Here is a 16,134-nt window from a genome sequence, read left to right as displayed (position 1 = left end):
CTTGCGAATATCGGCACCGTGACCGGCAGGCGGAGCGCCAGTGCCAGCGCGGTGCTCCGCGTGGTGCTGGACGAAGGGGCGATAGCGCGCAGCACCATCGCGCGCCGCACCGGGCTGAGTGCCGCCGCGGTGACGGGACATGTGGCGGAGCTGATGCGCCGGGGCCTCCTCGTCGAACTGCCCGAGGTCGCCGGCGCGGTCGGCAGGCCGCATGTGCCGGTGGACCTCGACACGGTGCGGTTCGTGGTGTGCGGGGCGCATATCGCGGTCGACCATCTCACCGTCGGATTGCTGGACCTGCGCGGGAAAGTACTGGCACAGCTGGAGGCGCCGCATCAAGGCGCCGAGCCCGCCGTCCAGGTCGCGCAGATCGCGGAACTGCTCGACGACCTCCTCATCGGACACGCGCCGGAGCGGACGCCGCTCGGGCTGGGGGTGGCGACCGGCGGGTGGGTCGACGAGGCCTCGGGGACGGTGGTGGAGCACGGCTTGCTCGGCTGGCACGGGGTCCCGTTGCGCGCTCTGCTCACCGAGGTCACCGGGCTCGACGTCCGGGTCGACGGGCATTCGCGGGCGCTGATCCACGCCGAACGCCTGCTGGGACAACCGAGAGCGCGCAACAGTGTCGTGCAGTTGTTCACCGGCAACGTGGTCGACGCCGCCTTCGCGACCGGCGACACCGTCCATCACGGTCCTCGTTCGGCCGCGGGCGCCGTCGCGCATCTGCGAGTCGACGACAGCGAAGAACCTTGCCGTTGCGGGCGTTCCGGCTGTCTCGAAGCCACGGTGTCCGAACGCACGATCGCCCGTAAAGCCGTCGAAGCGCGACTTCTCGAAGAACCGGATTTCGCCGACGTGCTCCATTTGGCGGCATCGGGAAACAAAGGCGCCGTCGCCCTTTTTCAGGAACGCGCACGAATCATCGGACAGGCCGCCGCTTTACTCTTGGACGTCCTCAATCCGGAAATCCTCATCGTGCTCGACCAGAGTGTACGCGACGTCGAAGGCTGCCTTTCCACGATCCGGGACGAGGTCTCGCAGCGCTCTTGGATCTGCCAGGACGCGGTCAAAAGTGTTGTGACGTCGAGCTTTCCAGGAACCGAGCTGGCGACGGCCGGTGGCGCCGTCATGCTGAACGCCCTCTATGAAGATCCGCTTTTCACGCGGCTCGCCAACGCTTCCTGATCCGGGATTACTTCATTAAATCGCAAAATTGACGCTCTCCGCCGGGCCTGCGAAGAATCTCCTTCAACGACGCGAACCCGAACGAAAGAGCCCACCGTGAAGAAACCAGTGCCCTTGCTCGCCGCGGCCGCCGTACTCCTCGCCGGAGTGGCGCTGTCGGGCTGCGGCGCGTCCGCGAGCTCGGCGGGTGTCGCCGGACAGCCCGAGAAACTCGAACTCCGCTACCAGGGTTCGGCGAACAACGTCACCTTCCCCGAACTCGCCGAGGACCTCGGCTACTTCGGCCCGGTCAAGCTGAAATGGGTCGGCAACACGATCAGCGGACCGCAGGACATCCAGTCCGCCGCGACCGATCAGACCGATTTCGGCGGCGCCTTCACCGGCGCGGTCGCCAAACTCGTCGACGCCGGCGCCCCGATCAAGGCCGTCGTCAACTACTACGGCTCCGACGAGAAGACCTTCTTGGGCTTCTACGTCAAGGAAGACAGCCCGATCCGCAACCCCCGCGACCTCATCGGCAAGAAGGTCGGCGTCAACACCGTCGGCGCGAACCTGGAGGCCGCTCTCGACACCTGGCTCAAGCGCAACGGCCTCTCCGACGCCGAGATCGACCAGGTGCAGCTGGTCGTCCTCCCGCCGATCAACACCGAACAAGCCCTGCGCAACGGCCAGATCGACGTCGCCGCGCTCAACGGCGTCCTGCAGGACCGAGCGGTCTCCGTGGGCGGCGTACGGCCCATCGTGAAGGACGTCGAGGCGTTCGGCCCCTACAACGGCGGGCCGTACGTGCTGCGGACCGACTTCATCAAGAAGTACCCGGAGACCACGAAAACCTTCGTCACCGGGGTGGCCAAGGCGATCGAATGGGCCCGCACCACGCCGCGCGACGAGGTCATCGCCCGGTTCACCAAGATCATCCAGAACCGCGGCCGCAACGAGAACACCGAAACGCTCAAGTACTGGAAGAGCACCGGCGTCACCAAGGGCGGGCTGATCTCCGACAACGACTACACGCTCTGGACGGACTGGCTCAAGCAGTCCGGATTCATCAAGAACGACCAGGTCGACCTGAAGAAGATCTACACCAACGAGTACAACCCGTTCCGTGAAGGCGGTGCCGCGTGACCGCCAAGATCAGCCTCCGCTCGGTCACCAAGACCTTCGGCGCCCTGACCGCGTTGGACGACGTCTCCCTCGACATCGAAGACGGCACGTTCCTCTCCCTCGTCGGGCCCAGCGGTTCCGGCAAGTCGACGCTGCTCGACCTGCTCGGAGGGCTCGCGAAACCCACGTCCGGCGAGGTCCTGATCGACGGGAAACCCGTCACCGGGCCGGGTCTGGACCGCGGGGTGGTGTTCCAGCAGTACGCGCTGTTCCCTTGGCGCACCGCACGCGCCAACGTCGAATTCGGGCTCGAAGGCGGCACGCTGAACAAACGGCAGCGCGCCGAGCGAGCACGGGAATTTCTTGACCTGGTGGGGCTTTCCGGCTTCGAGGACCACCTTCCCCACGAGCTTTCCGGTGGGATGAAGCAACGCGTCGCGATCGCGAGGAGCCTCGCCTACGACCCTGACGTACTGCTGATGGACGAGCCGTACGCCGCGCTGGACTCCCAGACCCGCGAACTCCTCCAGGAGGAACTGCGGCGGATCTGGAAACGCACCGGCAAGACCATCGTCTTCATCACCCACAGCATCGAAGAAGCCGTCTACCTGGGGCAGAAGGTCGCGGTGCTCACCTCGCGGCCGGGCAGGCTCAAGGACGTCGTCGACATCGACCTCGGCGACCGCTCGAACGAAGACCTGCGCTCGGCGCCCGCGTTCGTGGCACATCGCCATCGGCTGTGGGAACTCCTGCACGACGAGATCCGGAGGGCCGCCTGATGACCGCCACCCTCGAAGCCCCGAAAGTCCACACTGGACCCGAGGCCGTCGAAAAACCCCGTGAGAAGAAGAAACGGCTGAGCAAGGCGTTCCGCGGCTCGGCGGCGATCCTGCTGTTCCTCGCCGTCTGGGAGCTCGCTCCCCAGTTCGTCCTCGACGAAGGCACGAGGACCTTCCTTCCGCCGCTGTCGGAAGACCTCGTCGCGTTGTGGGAGCTGATCCTCAACGGCCAACTGGCCGATCACCTGCTGGCGAGTCTCGGCCGGTCCGCCGCCGGGTTCGTGATCGCGGTGGGTGTCTCGGTGCCGCTCGGCCTGCTGATCGCCTGGTACCGCCCGCTCGCGGAGTTCCTGAACCCGCTGCTGGAACTGGCCCGCAACACCGCCGCGCTCGCATTGCTGCCGGTGTTCACGCTCCTGCTCGGCATCGGCGAGGTGTCCAAGATCGCGCTGATCGTCTACGCCTGCGTCTGGCCGGTACTGCTCAACACGATCGCCGGGGTGAACACCGTGGATCCCTTGCTGGTCAAGGCCGCGCGTTCGCTCGGGCTGTCGAGTCCGAGCCTGTTCCGCAAGGTGATCCTGCCGTCGGCGGTGCCGACCATCTTCACCGGCATCCGGATGGCGGCGGCGTACTCGATCCTCATCCTCATCGCCGCCGAAATGGTCGGTGCCAAGGCCGGACTCGGTTATCTGATCAACAACTCCCAGGTCAACTTCCAGATTCAGCAGATGTACGCCGCGATCATCACGGTGTCGGTGCTGGGTCTGGCCATCAACGCGGGCTTCGTCGCACTGGAGCGGCGGTTCTCCACCTGGCGTGTCAAGGAGAAGGCATGACCTCGCAAAAGCACCTGCACCTCAACGCGTTCGTGATGCCGAACGGCCATCACGAGGCCGCCTGGCGGCATCCGAGCACGGATCCGCGCCGCGCCGCGACCCTGCGGCACTATGTCGACATCGCCCGCACGGCGGAACGCGGCAAGCTGGATTCGCTGTTCCTCGCCGACGGCGTGGCCTTGTGGGGCAACGTCCGCTACAACTCGCACACCCTGTTCGAGCCGCTGACGCTGCTTTCGGCGCTGGCCGGGGCCACCGAGCGCATCGGCCTCATCGCCACCGCGTCGACGACCTACAACGAGCCGTACCACCTGGCGCGGAAGTTCGCGTCGCTCGACCATCTCAGCGGCGGCCGCGCGGGCTGGAACATCGTGACGTCGGCGGGTGAGGACGAGGCCCGCAACTTCAACCGCGACGCCCGGCCCGCGCACGCGCTGCGGTACGAGCGCGCCACCGAATTCGTCGAGGTGGCAAGGAAACTCTGGGACAGCTGGGACGACGACGCGGCCGTCATCGACAAGGCGAGCGGGGTCTACGCCGACACCGGCCGCATCCATCCGATCGACCACAACGGCCCGCATTTCCAGGTCCGCGGCCCGCTGAACATCCCGCGTCCGGTGCAGGGGCATCCCTTGCTGGTCCAGGCCGGTTCGTCGGAGACGGGCAAGGAGTACGCGGCCCGGTTCGCCGAGGCGGTGTTCACCGCGCAGCAGACTTTCGCCGAGGGCAAGGCTTTCTACGACGACGTCAAGGGAAGGCTCGCGAAACACGGCCGCTCGCCCGGTGAGATCAAGATCCTGCCGGGGATCAGCCCGATCCTGGGCCGTACCGAGGCCGAGGCGAAGGAACGCGAGGCCGAACTCAACGCCCTGATCACGCCCGCGTACGGCGTGCGGCAGCTGTCGAACATGCTCGACCACGACCTGACGCCGTATCCGCTCGACGGTCCGCTGCCCGACGTCGGCACGTTCACCGAAGGCGCGCAGAGCCGGTTCGAGCTGGTCACCGGCCTGGCGAGGCGCGAGAACCTGACCATCCGCCAGCTCATCGAACGGCTCGCGGGCGGCCGTGGGCACCGCGTCTTCGCCGGAACCGCCACGCAAGTGGCCGACCAGCTGGAGCACTGGTTCACCGAAGGCGCCGCGGACGGCTTCAACGTCATGCCGCCCACGCTGCCGGGCGGACTCGACGACTTCGTCGATCTCGTGGTCCCCGAGCTGCAACGACGCGGTCTGTTCCGCACCGAGTACACCGCCACGACCTTGCGCGGCCACTACGGCCTCGCCCGTCCAGTCGCCAAAACCCCAGTGAAGGAGCACGCCGCATGACCGCCCTCAACACGCAGGTCGAAGTCCGCAAGATCACCGGCAGGATCGGCGCGCAGGTCGTCGGCGTCGACCCGGCCAAGGAACTCGACGCCGCGACCGTCGCGTTCGTGACCGACGCGCTGCACGAACACAAAGCGCTCGTCTTTCGCGACGTCGATCTTGACGACGCCGGCCAGCAGCGGTTCGCCGAGCACTTCGGCGAGCTGACCAAGGCGCACCCGACCGTCCCGTCGGTCGACGGCGAACCCGCCATCCTGCCGGTCGACAGCGAGCAGGGCCGCGCGAACCAGTGGCACACCGACGTCACCTTCGTGCACAACCCGCCGAAGGCCAGCACGCTGCGCAGCCTGGTTGTCCCTCCGTACGGCGGCGAGACGCTGATCGCCAACTCGGCCGCCGCCTACCGTGACCTGCCGGAGCCGCTCCGGGCGTTCGCGGACACGCTGCGCGCCGAGCACACCAACGACTATGACTACGCGAAGGCGCCGGAGACCCTCGATGAGGCAGAGCAGGAACGCCGGAAAGTGTTCGTCTCGCAGAAGTTCCGCACGGTCCACCCGGTGGTGCGGGTGCATCCGGTGACCGGCGAACGCGGGCTGTACATCGGCGGGTTCGCGCAGCGGATCATCGGGCTGTCCAAGGGCGAGTCGCGGGACATCCTGCGGCTGCTGCAGTCCTACGTGACGCGGCCGGAGAACGTCGTCCGGGTGAGCTGGGAGCCGAACCAGCTGGTGCTGTTCGACAACCGCATCACCCAGCACTACGCCGTCGACAACTACGACGACCTGCCCCGCCGCCTGAACCGGGTGACCGTGGCGGGCGACGTCCCGGTCGGCATCGACGGGGTGCCCAGCGATTCCCTCGAAGGCGACGCTTCGCACTACTCCCCCGTCGCCTGACGCCTCGCATTTCGTCCTCTGGATGCGTACCCACCGCATCCAGAGGACGAAATGCGGTAAGACTGGCGTCGTGAAGGACGATCGTCAGGTGGAAGCGCTCCTCAGGGAGCTGGCCCCGCAGGTGATCGGGCTGCTGGTGCGCAAGCACGGGCAGTTCGACGCCTGCGAGGACGCCGTCCAGGAAGCCCTGCTCGCGGCCGCTCAGCAATGGCCGGAGCAGGGCATCCCGGACAGTCCGAAGTCCTGGCTCGCGACGGTCGCGTCCCGGCGGCTGGTGGACGAGTGGCGCAGCGAAAGCGCGCGACGTCGGCGCGAAGAGAACGACGCGCTGATGGATCCAGCCGAACCGTCCACTGTGTCCGATACGGACGACACGCTCACCGTGCTCTTCCTGTGCTGCCACCCTTCCCTGTCCGCGCCGTCGCAGCTCGCGCTCACGCTGCGCGCGGTCGGCGGCCTGACCACGGGCGAGATCGCGAACGCGTTCCTCGTCCCGGAATCGACGCTCGCCCAGCGGATCAGCCGGGCGAAACAGACCATCAAGAAGGCGGGCGCGGAGTTCGTCCTGCCGCCGTCCACGGAACTCGCCGAACGGCTCCGCGTCGTCCTCCAGGTGCTGTACCTGATCTTCAACGAGGGCTACACCACCAGCGGCGGCCCCGATCTGCACCGCGCCGATCTGACCGCCGAGGCGATCCGGCTGACCCGGTTGCTCCGGCGGCTCATGCCCGCCGAAGACGAGGTCAGCGGCCTGCTCGCGCTCATGCTGCTGACCGACGCCCGCCGCGCCGCCCGCGCCGGCGAGGACGGCTCACTCGTCCCCCTCGCCGAACAGGACCGTTCGCTCTGGAACGCGGACACGATCGCCGAAGGGGTCTCGCTGGTGAGCGAGGCCTTGGCGGCGGGTCCGGTCGGGCCGTACCAGGTGCAGGCCGCGATCGCCGCCGTCCACGACGAAGCGGCCACCGCGGCCGACACCGACTGGTCCCAGATCCTCGCGCTCTACGACGTCCTGGAGAAGGTCTCGCCCGGCCCGGTCGTCACGCTCAACCGCGCCGTCGCGGTCGCCGAGGTCAACGGGCCCGAAGCGGGCCTCGAACTGCTCGCCACGCTCGACGAGGACACCCGGATGAGCCAGACCCACCGGCTCGATTCCGTGCGCGGGCACCTGCTGGAGCTGGCCGGGGACGCCGTCGCCGCGCGCGAGGCCTACCTACGGGCGGCCAGAAAGACCGCGAGCGAACCCGAGAAGCAGTACCTGACCCGGCGCGCGGAGCGGCTCTAGTCCTCGGCTTTCCGGGCGGTGGCCATCGCTCGTTCGGTTTCCCAGAACGCCCGCATCGAGGCGATCAGCCCGTCCTCGCGCACCCTGTAGACGAAGACGCCGTCGGTGTCGACGCGATAGCCGCCGGGCAGGTACGTCGTGATCGTCCCGACGTTGGCGACCTCGTCCCCGGCCGCGTGGGAATCGCGGATGGTGAACTGGAAGCGTTCGACGTTCGCGATCGTCTTGTCCCAGAAGGCACTGATCCCGTCCTGGCCGTGGTGCCCCTTGCCCTCCTCGTCGAACATCGACGGGCCGATGGGGTCTTCGACGACGGCGTCACCGGCGAAGAGCGCGAGCCAGGCGGCCTTGTCCCCCGCGGTGACGGCGGTCATCGAGCGGAACGCGGCCCGCCGCGCGGGCGGCTGCTCGGCGGCCGGATCCCAGCAGACGTCGACACCCATGGTCAGTCTCCGATCTTCGCGATGATCTCGTCGCCGAACTTCTTGATGGAATCCAGCTTCGGGCCGACCTCGGCGTCGAAACCGAGGCCGTCGAACACCCACGGCATGGTGATGATGTCGGTGACGCCGATGTCGCCCTGCTCGCGGTAACCGTCGAGACCGAACTTGTCGATGCAGACGGCCTGATACTCGAACGGGTCGTCGGCGCGGCCCTGATCGGCCAGCAGTCCGCGCAGCTTGACGATCGTGTCGCGGAGGTCGTCGAACTTCATCATCGCCGAGGACCAGCCGTCGGCGACGCGTGCGGCCCGGCGCAGCGCGACGTCGGTGTGGCCACCGATGTAGAACGGCACTCGCGACGGCGGCGTCGGGCTCATGCGGAGCTTGTCGAAGTCGAAGAACTCCCCGTGGAACTCGACCATCCCGCCGTCGAGAATCAGCCGCAGCACCTCGATGGCCTCGTCCACGCGCTTGCCGCGCTTCTCGTACGGCGCGCCGCACCAGCGGAACTCCTCCGGCGACCAGCCGACGCCGAGCCCGAGGCCGAACCGGCCGCCGGTCAGCGCCGCGACCGAGTTGACCTGGCGGGCGAGCAGGACCGGATTACGGGAACCCAGCTTGAGCACGGAGGTGTAGAAGGTGAGCCGTTCGGTGACCGCGCCCATCGAGGCGGCCGCGACCAGCGGATCGGCCCAAGGCGTCTCCTCGGTCCAGAACCGGCTGCCGTCGGGCGTGTACGGGTAGTCGGCCGAGACCGTTTCGGAATAGAACAGGGAATCCGGGAGCGCGATCGAGGAGAAACCCGCCTCTTCGGCGGCCCGGGCGAGCTCGCCCAGCTGATCGAGCGGATTCATCGCGATCGACAGGGTGAACTTCATGGCGCGAACTATAACGTGTTCTAGTTTGCCTCGCCAGCCCGCGCGGTGACCGGGAGCACTACGGGAACCCCCGGCGCACCGTCCGCGTTGTCCCGATCAAAGGCCGAACGATTCCTGGAGTGCACCCATGGGTACCGCGATCTTCCTGATCGTGCTCCTCGTCGTCGTGGTCGGCGGCGGCATCTACTTCGCGAAATCCCAGGCGGCGGCCAAGAAGCGCCAGCTGGACGACGCGAAGGCCGACGCACGGCGCCTCGTCGAGCGGCTCGGCGGTCAGGTCATGAACCTCACCGGCATGGACACCGCGTCGCGGCAGGCGATCGCGGACGCGTCCGAGCGCTTCACCGCGGCCGGCTCCCAGATGGAGCAGGCGCAGACCGTCGAGCAGGCGCGACTCGTGCGCGAGACCGCCATCGAGGGTCTCTACTACGTCCGCGCCGCGCGGCTCGCGATGGGCATGGACCCCGGTCCGGAACTGCCCGGCAGCGAAGAGCGCGACACGGCGGGCAAGGTGACCGAGAACCGCTCGGTCGACGTCGAGGGCGAGCACTACGAGGCTTCGCCGGACCCGAGCCAGCGGACGCCGCACTACTACCCCGGCGGTCGCGTGGCCGGCCGTCCGGTGCCGCAGGGCTGGTACAGCGAGCCGTGGTGGAAGCCCGCGCTCGTCGCCGGCGCCTGGGGTCTCGGTTCCATGCTGCTGTTCAGCGCGATGTTCTCCGGCATGGCGGGCATCGCGAGCGCGTCGGCCTGGGAGTCGGGCTACGACGCGGGCCAGGAGGACGCGGCCGCGGACATGGGCGGCGACGCCGGGGGCGACATGGGCGGGGACGCCGGTGGGTTCGACGGCGGCGGCTTCGATGGTGGCGGTTTCGACGGCGGTGGTTTCGACGGCGGCGGGTTCGACTTCTAGCCCGCACCCCGTCCCCTCAAGCGCAATGAAGGGGCCTTTCATCGCAAATTTTGCGATGAAAGGCCCCTTCATTGCATCCGGAGAAGACCGTCAGGCGGGTTGGCAGGTCGGGCACCAGAAGAGGTTCCGCGCCGCCAAATCACTCCGCAGCACCGCGGTCCCGCAAACGAGACAGGGCATCCCCTCGCGGCGGTAGACGTAGACCTCGCCTCCGTGCCGGTCCTGCCGCGGCGCGCGGCCGGTCGCCTCAGGCAGGTGTTCCGGCGCGACCGTGTCGATCCGTCCCACCCGGACACCGTGCCGCATGAGCGTCACGAGGTCCGCCCACATGTCGTCCCACAGCGTGCGATCGAGCGCGCGGCCGGGGACGAGCGGGGCGACGCCGTGCCGGAACAGCACCTCGGCGCGATACACGTTGCCGACGCCCGCGAGCACCGACTGGTCCATCAGCAGCGCCGCGATCGACGTCTTCGACCGGGAGATCCGGTCCCACGCCTTGTCCGGTTTCGCGTCCCGGCGCAGCGGGTCCGGACCCAGCCGGGCCTTGATCGCGTCGACCTGGGGCGCGTCGAGCAGCTCGCATTGGTTCGGTCCGCGCAGCTCGGCGGAATGCGTCGGGCCGACCAGCCGCATCCGCACCTGCCCGACCGGTTCACCCACCGGCAGCGGCTCGTCGGAGAACGTGCCGTAGAGGCCGAGGTGGACGTGCACCGTCCCGTGTGGACCGTAGTCGTGGAACAGGTGCTTCCCGTACGCCTCGGCCTTCGCCAGCACCCGGCCGTCCAAACGGGACGCTTCGGCGGCGAACCGTCCCTGCGGACTGCTCACCTCGACCGGGTGACCGGCGAAACGGCGTTTGTGCAGACGTGCCAAGCGATGGAGCGTGTGCCCCTCGGGCATGTCAGTTCTCGGGCAGCGGCGGCGGCCAGCCGGTGTTCTCGTAGTCCAGGATCTGCTGGACGCGACGGCCGTGGCGCTCGTCCGGGCTCGGCGGGGTCGCGAGGAACGCCTCGACGATCTCCGTGGCCTCTTCGGTGGTGTGCATCCGCGCGCCGACGCCGATCAGCTGGGCGTGGTTGTGCTCGCGGGTGAGCTTCGCGGTCTCGACGCTCCACGCGAGGCCGGCGCGGGCGCCCTTCACCTTGTTGGCCGCGATCTGCTCGCCGTTGCCGGAGCCGCCGACGACGATGCCGAGGCTGCCCTCGTCCGCGACGACGCGGCGGGCCGCCTCGATGCAGAACGCGGGGTAGTCGTCGGCCGCGTCGTAGACGAAGGGACCGACGTCCTCGACGTCGTGGCCCTGTTCCTTGAGGTGGGCCACGAGGTGGTTCTTCAGTTCGAAACCGGCATGGTCGGAGCCAAGGTAAACACGCACAGCGCGGAGTCTGCCATCACGTTCCGGGACGAGCATGCTGTGGGGGTGGACATCTGGGGCCAGACCGAATCCGACATCAGGCTCGAATGGGGACCCGAAGGCGTCGGCGCCTTGGGCGGGAGTTGCGCGGTCCTCGTCATCGTCGACGTACTTTCCTTCTGCACCACAACGGATCTCGTCCTCGGCAACGGCGGGCGGGTACTGCCGGTGCGCTGGCGCGATCAGCGGGGCGAGGAGGCCGCGAAAGAGCGAGGCGCCATCCTGGCGGGTGAAAGCGCCTGGACTTTGCGACCTTCGTCTGTGACGGAAATCCCTTCCGGCACGCTCCTCGCGCTCCCCTCCCCCAACGGCGCGACGCTCTGCGACGCCGCCGCCACGACCGGTGCCGAAATCCTGGCGGGCTGCCTGCGCAACGCGACCGCCGTCGCCGCCCGCGCCGCCGAACTCGCGGACGGCGCGCCGATCGGCGTCGTCCCGGCGGGGGAACGCTGGGGCATCGACATGCACACCGAGGCCAAGGCGTTCGGACCGCTGCGGCCGTGTGTCGAAGACCAGCTCGGCGCGGGAGCGATCGTCGCCGCGCTGGACGGCTACGGCCGCCTGTCCGCCGAAGCGCGTCTCGCTGCCATAGCGGCGAAATCCCTCGACATCGCCGAAGCACTGACAGAGTGTTCTTCAGGGCGCGAGCTCGCCGCGGCCGGGCACGGGAACGACGTGACCCTCGCCGCGCGGCTCGATACGAGCAGCATTGTTCCGGTGCTGCGCAACGGAATTCTGGAGGATCTGTGACTTGGCTCGAACTCGCCGACGGGGTGTACGCCCGCCGGTACGAGGAGCTGGACCTGACCGTCGGCCTGGTCGTGGGCAGTGACCGCTGTCTGGTCGTCGACGTCCGCGGCGACGTCGATCAGGGCGCCGAACTGGCCGCGGCGGTCCGGGAGATCACGCCCTTGCCGTGGTCGGTCGTCTACACCCACGCGCATTTCGACCACGCCTTCGGCACGACGGCGTTCCTGCCGTGCGACGTCTGGGCGCACGAAGCCTGCCTGGCCGAGCTGACCACCTACGGCGACGGCGCGCGGCGCAAGTGGATCCAGCACTACCTCGGCGAAAACCGGCCCGAGATGGCGGAGGCGCTGGAACGCACCGTGATCACCCTGCCGGACAAGCCGGTCACCGACACCGCCGAGATCGACCTCGGCGGCCGCACCGTCGTCCTGCGTTTCCTCGGCCGTGCCCACACCGACCACGATCTCTTCGTGCACGTGCCGGACGCGGGGATCATCTTCGCCGGCGACGCCGTCGAGAACGCCGAAGCGGGCTTCAGCGCGTTCTCCTTCAACGACGGCAGCTGGCTGGCCGAATGGCCCGGCGTGATGGATGCGGTCCTCGCGCTGGAGCCGAAGACGATCGTGGCCGGGCACGGCGCCCCCGTCGACACCGCGTTCATCGCGAAGCACCGTGACGGGCTGCGCGAACTCGTCGCGCTCAAGACCCTGATCGCGGCAGGGGACCTCACGACGGACGAAGCCGTCGCGAGGTCCTCCTATCCCGGCGATGTCACCAAGGCGGCCCTGGCAACCCCTTAATCGAAGTTCAGCTCGCCGCTCCGGGTGCGCTTCAGCTCGAAGAAGTCCGGGTAGCTCGCCAGCGCGCGGGCGCCGTCGAAGACCTTGACGGCGTCCTCGCCACGCGGGATCGAGCTGAGCACCGGGCCGAAGAAGGCGACGCCGTCGATGTGGATGGTCGGGGTGCCGACGTCCATTCCGACCGGATTCATACCTTCGTAGTGACTCTTCTTGAGCGCTTCGTCGTACTCGGTCGACTCGGCTGCCTCGGCCAGCTCGGCCGGGGCGCCGATGGCCTCCAGGGTCTCCTTGATGACCTTCGGGATGTCCTTGTCGCCCTGGTTGTGGTGACGCGTGCCGAACTCCGTGTAGAAGTCGCGCAGGGCCTCCTCGCCGTTCTTCTGCGCCAGCGCGGTCGCGACGCGGACGGGGCCCCAGCCGCGGTCCAACAGCTCCTTGTACTGCTCAGGCAGGTCCTCGCGGCCGCTGTTGAGCTCGGACAGGCTCATGATCCGGAACCTCAGGTCGAGGTCACGGTGCTTCTCCACCTCGAGGATCCAGCGCGAGCTGATCCAGGCGAAGGGACAGATCGGATCGAAGTAGAAGTCGACCTTGGTGGTCTCGGACGGGGCGGTCATCAGGTTCTCCCAGTGCAATCGTCTTGGGTGGGCCGGTACACACAGGGTGCTACACAGCGAGCCAACATCACGGCCGTCGGCGTTGTTCCCGTCGTCAGCGACGGCCCGGACATGATTGGATGCCTGTAGTTGGAAACCAAAACCGATACCGATGACCAGAGGTGCCAGTGCCCGCCCCCAACCTGACCCGAGACCAAGCCAAGCTGCGCGCGGAGCTGCTCGACGTCGAGTCCTACGACATCGAGCTGGATCTGACCGACGGCCGCGGCGGTCCCGGTGAGAAGACCTTCACGTCGAAGACGACGATCAAGTTCGCGAGCGCCAGAAGCGGCGAAGCGTCGTGGGTCGACATCGTCGCCGAGGGGATCGACTCGGCCGTCCTCAACGGGACGGACCTCGATGTCAGCGGGTACGTCGAGGACAAGGGCGTCGAGCTGCCCTCGCTCGCCGAGTCGAACGAACTCGTCGTGGACGCGGTCTGCCGGTACATGAACACCGGCGAGGGCCTGCACCGTTTCGTCGACCCGGTCGACGACGGCGTCTACCTCTACACGCAGTTCGAGACCGCGGACGCGAAGCGCATGTTCGCCTGCTTCGACCAGCCCGACCTCAAGTCGGTCTACCGGCTCACCGTGATCGCGCCGAAGGACTGGAAGGTCATCTCGAACGCGCTGATCGAGTCGGCCGAGGAGACCCCGGAAGGGGCCGTCCGCACCGTCTTCAAGGTGTCCGAGCGGATCTCGACGTACCTGGTCGCGCTGATCGCGGGCCCGTACAGCGAATGGCGCGACGAGTTCTCGGACTCCCACCGCACGATCCCGCTGGGCATCTACTGCCGTGCCTCGCTCGCCGAGCACATGGACGCGGACAAGCTGTTCACCGAGACCAAGCAGGGTTTCGCGTTCTACCACGAGAAGTTCGCCACCCCGTACCCGTTCTCCAAGTACGACCAGCTGTTCGTGCCGGAGTTCAACGCGGGCGCGATGGAGAACGCCGGCGCGGTCACCTTCCTGGAGGACTACGTCTTCCGGAGCCGCGTCACCCGCTACGCCTACGAGCGCCGCGCCGAGACGCTGCTGCACGAGATGGCACACATGTGGTTCGGCGACCTGGTCACCATGCGCTGGTGGGACGACCTGTGGCTGAACGAGTCGTTCGCGACCTTCGCGAGCGTGCTCGCCCAGGCCGAGGCGACCGAGTACAAGAACGCGTGGACCAGCTTCGCGAACATCGAGAAGTCGTGGGCGTACCGGCAGGACCAGCTGCCCTCGACGCACCCGATCGCCGCGGACATCGTCGACCTGCACGCGGTCGAGGTGAACTTCGACGGCATCACCTACGCCAAGGGCGCGAGCGTGCTCAAGCAGCTCGTCGCCTATGTCGGGCTCGATCACTTCCTCGAAGGCCTGAAGGTCTATTTCGGCAAGCACGCGTGGGGCAACGCGACCCTGGCGGACCTGCTGGGCGCGCTGGAAGAGGCCTCGGGCCGCGACCTGTCGTGGTGGAGCGCGCAGTGGCTGGAGACCACCGGTCTCAACTCGCTGAGCCCGCGCTACGAGATCGGCGCCGACGGCGCGTACACCTCGTTCGCCGTCACGCAGACCGGCGCCAAGCCGGGTGCCGGTGAGCTGCGGACGCACCGGGTCGCGGTCGGCGTCTACGACGAGGACGAGAACGGCAAGATCGTCCGCAAGCACCGCGTCGAACTCGACGTCGACGGCGAGCGCACCGAGGTGCCGGCGCTGGTCGGGCTCCCGGCGGGCAAGCTCGTGCTGGTCAACGACGACGACCTGACCTACTGCACGATGCGGCTCGACCCGGCGTCGCTGACCACGCTGATCGACCGGATCGCCGACATCACCGAACCGCTGCCCCGCACGCTGTGCTGGTCGGCGGCGTGGGAGATGACGCGGGAAGCCGAACTCAAGGCCCGCGACTTCGTCACGCTGGTCCAGCGCGGCGTGCACACCGAGACCGAGGTCGGCGTGGTGCAGCGGCTGCTGCTGCAGGCGCAGACGGCGCTGAACTCGTACGCGAACCCGGCGTGGGCGGCGGACAAGGGCTGGCCGGAGTTCTCCGCGCGGCTGCTGGAGCTGGCGCAGGGCGCTGAAGCCGCTTCGGACCACCAGCTCGCGTTCGTGAACTCGCTCGCCGGCTGCGTGCTCGACGACAAGACACTCCGGATCATCGCGGGCTGGCTCGACGGCACGGCGCCCCTGGAGGGCCTGACCGTCGACACCGACCTTCGCTGGCGGCTGCTGCACGCGCTGGTGGCGCACGGCAAGGCGGAGAACCCCGAGATCGACACGGAACTCGCCAAGGACGACACCGCCGCCGGACGGCGTCAGGCGGAGCGCTCGCGCGCGCTGCGGCCGACCGACGAGGCGAAGGCCGACGCGTGGCAGCGGGCGGTGTACGACGACGAACTGCCCAACGCGGTCAGCGACTCGCTCATCACCGGTTTCTCCCACCCGGGCCAGAAGCACCTGCTCGGCGGCTACGTGACGCGCTACTTCGAGGTCATCGACGAGGTGTGGCAGCGGCGCTCCAGCGAGCGTGCTCAGCCGACCGTGGTCGGGCTGTACCCGTCGTGGGCCGTGGAACCGGCGACCGTCGCGGCGTCGGACGAGTGGCTGGCCGGGGAGCACCCGGCGGCGCTGCGCCGTCTGGTGTCGGAAGGCCGGGCCGGGATCGTGCGGGCGCTGGCCGCCCGGGAGTTCGACTCGCAGGCCGGGCTCTAGTCCCGTAACGCCATGAACGGTCCTTTCCTTGCAAACTTGGCAAGGAAAGGACCGTTCATAGCGTCCAGGAGCGTCTCTGCCCCGAGTGCAATGAAGGGGACTTTCATAGCAAATTTTGCTATGAAAGGCCCCTTCATTGCACTTGAAAGCGGCTTAGAG

Annotated in this window: 16 protein-coding genes; 11 read left to right on the top strand and 5 right to left on the bottom strand. The window is 68.2% G+C overall.

Annotated elements, in window-relative coordinates; genetic code table 11:
- The first annotated feature begins 18 nt into the window (after positions 1 to 18).
- The 7 genes from IE302_RS38055 (at position 19) to IE302_RS38025 (ending at position 7,419) form a co-directional block, all read left to right on the top strand.
- Positions 19 to 1,185 (top strand): ROK family transcriptional regulator, encoded by a 1,167-nt coding sequence (locus IE302_RS38055; protein ID WP_191259309.1) that lies wholly within the window; start codon positions 19 to 21, stop codon positions 1,183 to 1,185.
- 96 nt (positions 1,186 to 1,281) lie between these two features.
- On the top strand, positions 1,282 to 2,310 hold the full coding sequence (locus IE302_RS38050) for an ABC transporter substrate-binding protein (protein ID WP_191259308.1): 1,029 nt from the start codon (positions 1,282 to 1,284) through the stop codon (positions 2,308 to 2,310).
- Positions 2,307 to 3,068 carry an ABC transporter ATP-binding protein gene (locus tag IE302_RS38045; RefSeq protein WP_191259307.1) on the top strand — a complete coding sequence of 254 codons (762 nt, stop codon included), beginning with the start codon at positions 2,307 to 2,309 and terminating at the stop codon, positions 3,066 to 3,068. Before IE302_RS38050 ends, IE302_RS38045 begins: the two co-directional genes overlap by 4 nt.
- Positions 3,068 to 3,907, top strand: coding sequence for an ABC transporter permease (locus tag IE302_RS38040; RefSeq protein WP_191259306.1), 840 nt, complete (start codon positions 3,068 to 3,070; stop codon positions 3,905 to 3,907). The genes IE302_RS38045 and IE302_RS38040 overlap by 1 nt, the downstream gene beginning before the upstream one ends.
- Positions 3,904 to 5,235, top strand: a complete 1,332-nt coding sequence (locus tag IE302_RS38035; protein ID WP_191259305.1) for an LLM class flavin-dependent oxidoreductase — start codon at positions 3,904 to 3,906, stop codon at positions 5,233 to 5,235. Before IE302_RS38040 ends, IE302_RS38035 begins: the two co-directional genes overlap by 4 nt.
- Positions 5,232 to 6,134 (top strand): TauD/TfdA dioxygenase family protein, encoded by a 903-nt coding sequence (locus IE302_RS38030; RefSeq protein WP_191259304.1) that lies wholly within the window; start codon positions 5,232 to 5,234, stop codon positions 6,132 to 6,134. The genes IE302_RS38035 and IE302_RS38030 overlap by 4 nt, the downstream gene beginning before the upstream one ends.
- Before the next feature lie 70 nt (positions 6,135 to 6,204).
- Complete coding sequence (locus IE302_RS38025; protein WP_191259303.1) at positions 6,205 to 7,419, top strand: RNA polymerase sigma factor; 1,215 nt, start codon at positions 6,205 to 6,207, stop codon at positions 7,417 to 7,419.
- Here the strand turns inward: IE302_RS38025 and IE302_RS38020 are convergent.
- On the bottom strand, positions 7,416 to 7,862 hold the full coding sequence (locus IE302_RS38020) for a nuclear transport factor 2 family protein (RefSeq protein ID WP_191259302.1): 447 nt from the start codon (positions 7,860 to 7,862) through the stop codon (positions 7,416 to 7,418). The genes IE302_RS38025 and IE302_RS38020 overlap by 4 nt on opposite strands.
- 2 nt (positions 7,863 to 7,864) lie before the next feature.
- Positions 7,865 to 8,740, bottom strand: coding sequence for a TIGR03619 family F420-dependent LLM class oxidoreductase (locus IE302_RS38015; protein ID WP_191259301.1), 876 nt, complete (start codon positions 8,738 to 8,740; stop codon positions 7,865 to 7,867).
- A 127-nt stretch (positions 8,741 to 8,867) separates the two neighbouring features.
- Here IE302_RS38015 and IE302_RS38010 point away from each other — a divergent pair, with 127 nt between their 5' ends.
- Entirely contained in the window at positions 8,868 to 9,653 is a 786-nt protein-coding gene (locus tag IE302_RS38010) for a hypothetical protein (RefSeq protein ID WP_191259300.1), read from the top strand.
- A 90-nt stretch (positions 9,654 to 9,743) separates the two neighbouring features.
- Here IE302_RS38010 and IE302_RS38005 read toward each other — a convergent pair whose 3' ends face one another.
- A complete protein-coding gene (locus IE302_RS38005; RefSeq protein ID WP_191259299.1) occupies positions 9,744 to 10,553 on the bottom strand; it encodes an Fpg/Nei family DNA glycosylase in 810 nt (269 codons plus the stop codon).
- A gap of 1 nt (position 10,554) precedes the next feature.
- The gene (locus IE302_RS38000) at positions 10,555 to 11,028 is read right to left on the bottom strand and encodes a ribose-5-phosphate isomerase (RefSeq protein WP_039918231.1); all 474 of its coding nucleotides are present in this window, start codon (positions 11,026 to 11,028) and stop codon (positions 10,555 to 10,557) included.
- A gap of 45 nt (positions 11,029 to 11,073) precedes the next feature.
- Here IE302_RS38000 and IE302_RS37995 point away from each other — a divergent pair, with 45 nt between their 5' ends.
- The gene (locus IE302_RS37995) at positions 11,074 to 11,817 is read left to right on the top strand and encodes a 2-phosphosulfolactate phosphatase (RefSeq protein ID WP_191259298.1); all 744 of its coding nucleotides are present in this window, start codon (positions 11,074 to 11,076) and stop codon (positions 11,815 to 11,817) included.
- Entirely contained in the window at positions 11,814 to 12,617 is an 804-nt protein-coding gene (locus IE302_RS37990; RefSeq protein ID WP_191259297.1) for an MBL fold metallo-hydrolase, read from the top strand. Before IE302_RS37995 ends, IE302_RS37990 begins: the two co-directional genes overlap by 4 nt.
- On the opposite strand, the gene IE302_RS37985 is transcribed toward IE302_RS37990, so the two are convergent.
- Positions 12,614 to 13,234 carry a mycothiol-dependent nitroreductase Rv2466c family protein gene (locus IE302_RS37985; protein ID WP_191259296.1) on the bottom strand — a complete coding sequence of 207 codons (621 nt, stop codon included), beginning with the start codon at positions 13,232 to 13,234 and terminating at the stop codon, positions 12,614 to 12,616. The genes IE302_RS37990 and IE302_RS37985 overlap by 4 nt on opposite strands.
- A gap of 167 nt (positions 13,235 to 13,401) precedes the next feature.
- On the opposite strand from IE302_RS37985, the gene pepN reads away from it, so the two are divergent.
- Positions 13,402 to 15,975, top strand: coding sequence for an aminopeptidase N (pepN, locus tag IE302_RS37980; protein ID WP_191259295.1), 2,574 nt, complete (start codon positions 13,402 to 13,404; stop codon positions 15,973 to 15,975).
- Positions 15,976 to 16,134: the final 159 nt, after the last annotated feature.

Origin of the sequence: Amycolatopsis oliviviridis (assembly GCF_014654365.1) — a bacterium.
Taxonomy (GTDB): domain Bacteria; phylum Actinomycetota; class Actinomycetes; order Mycobacteriales; family Pseudonocardiaceae; genus Amycolatopsis; species Amycolatopsis oliviviridis.
The sequence above is the reverse complement of the archived record's forward strand: the minus strand, read 5'-3'. Positions and strand labels throughout refer to the sequence as shown.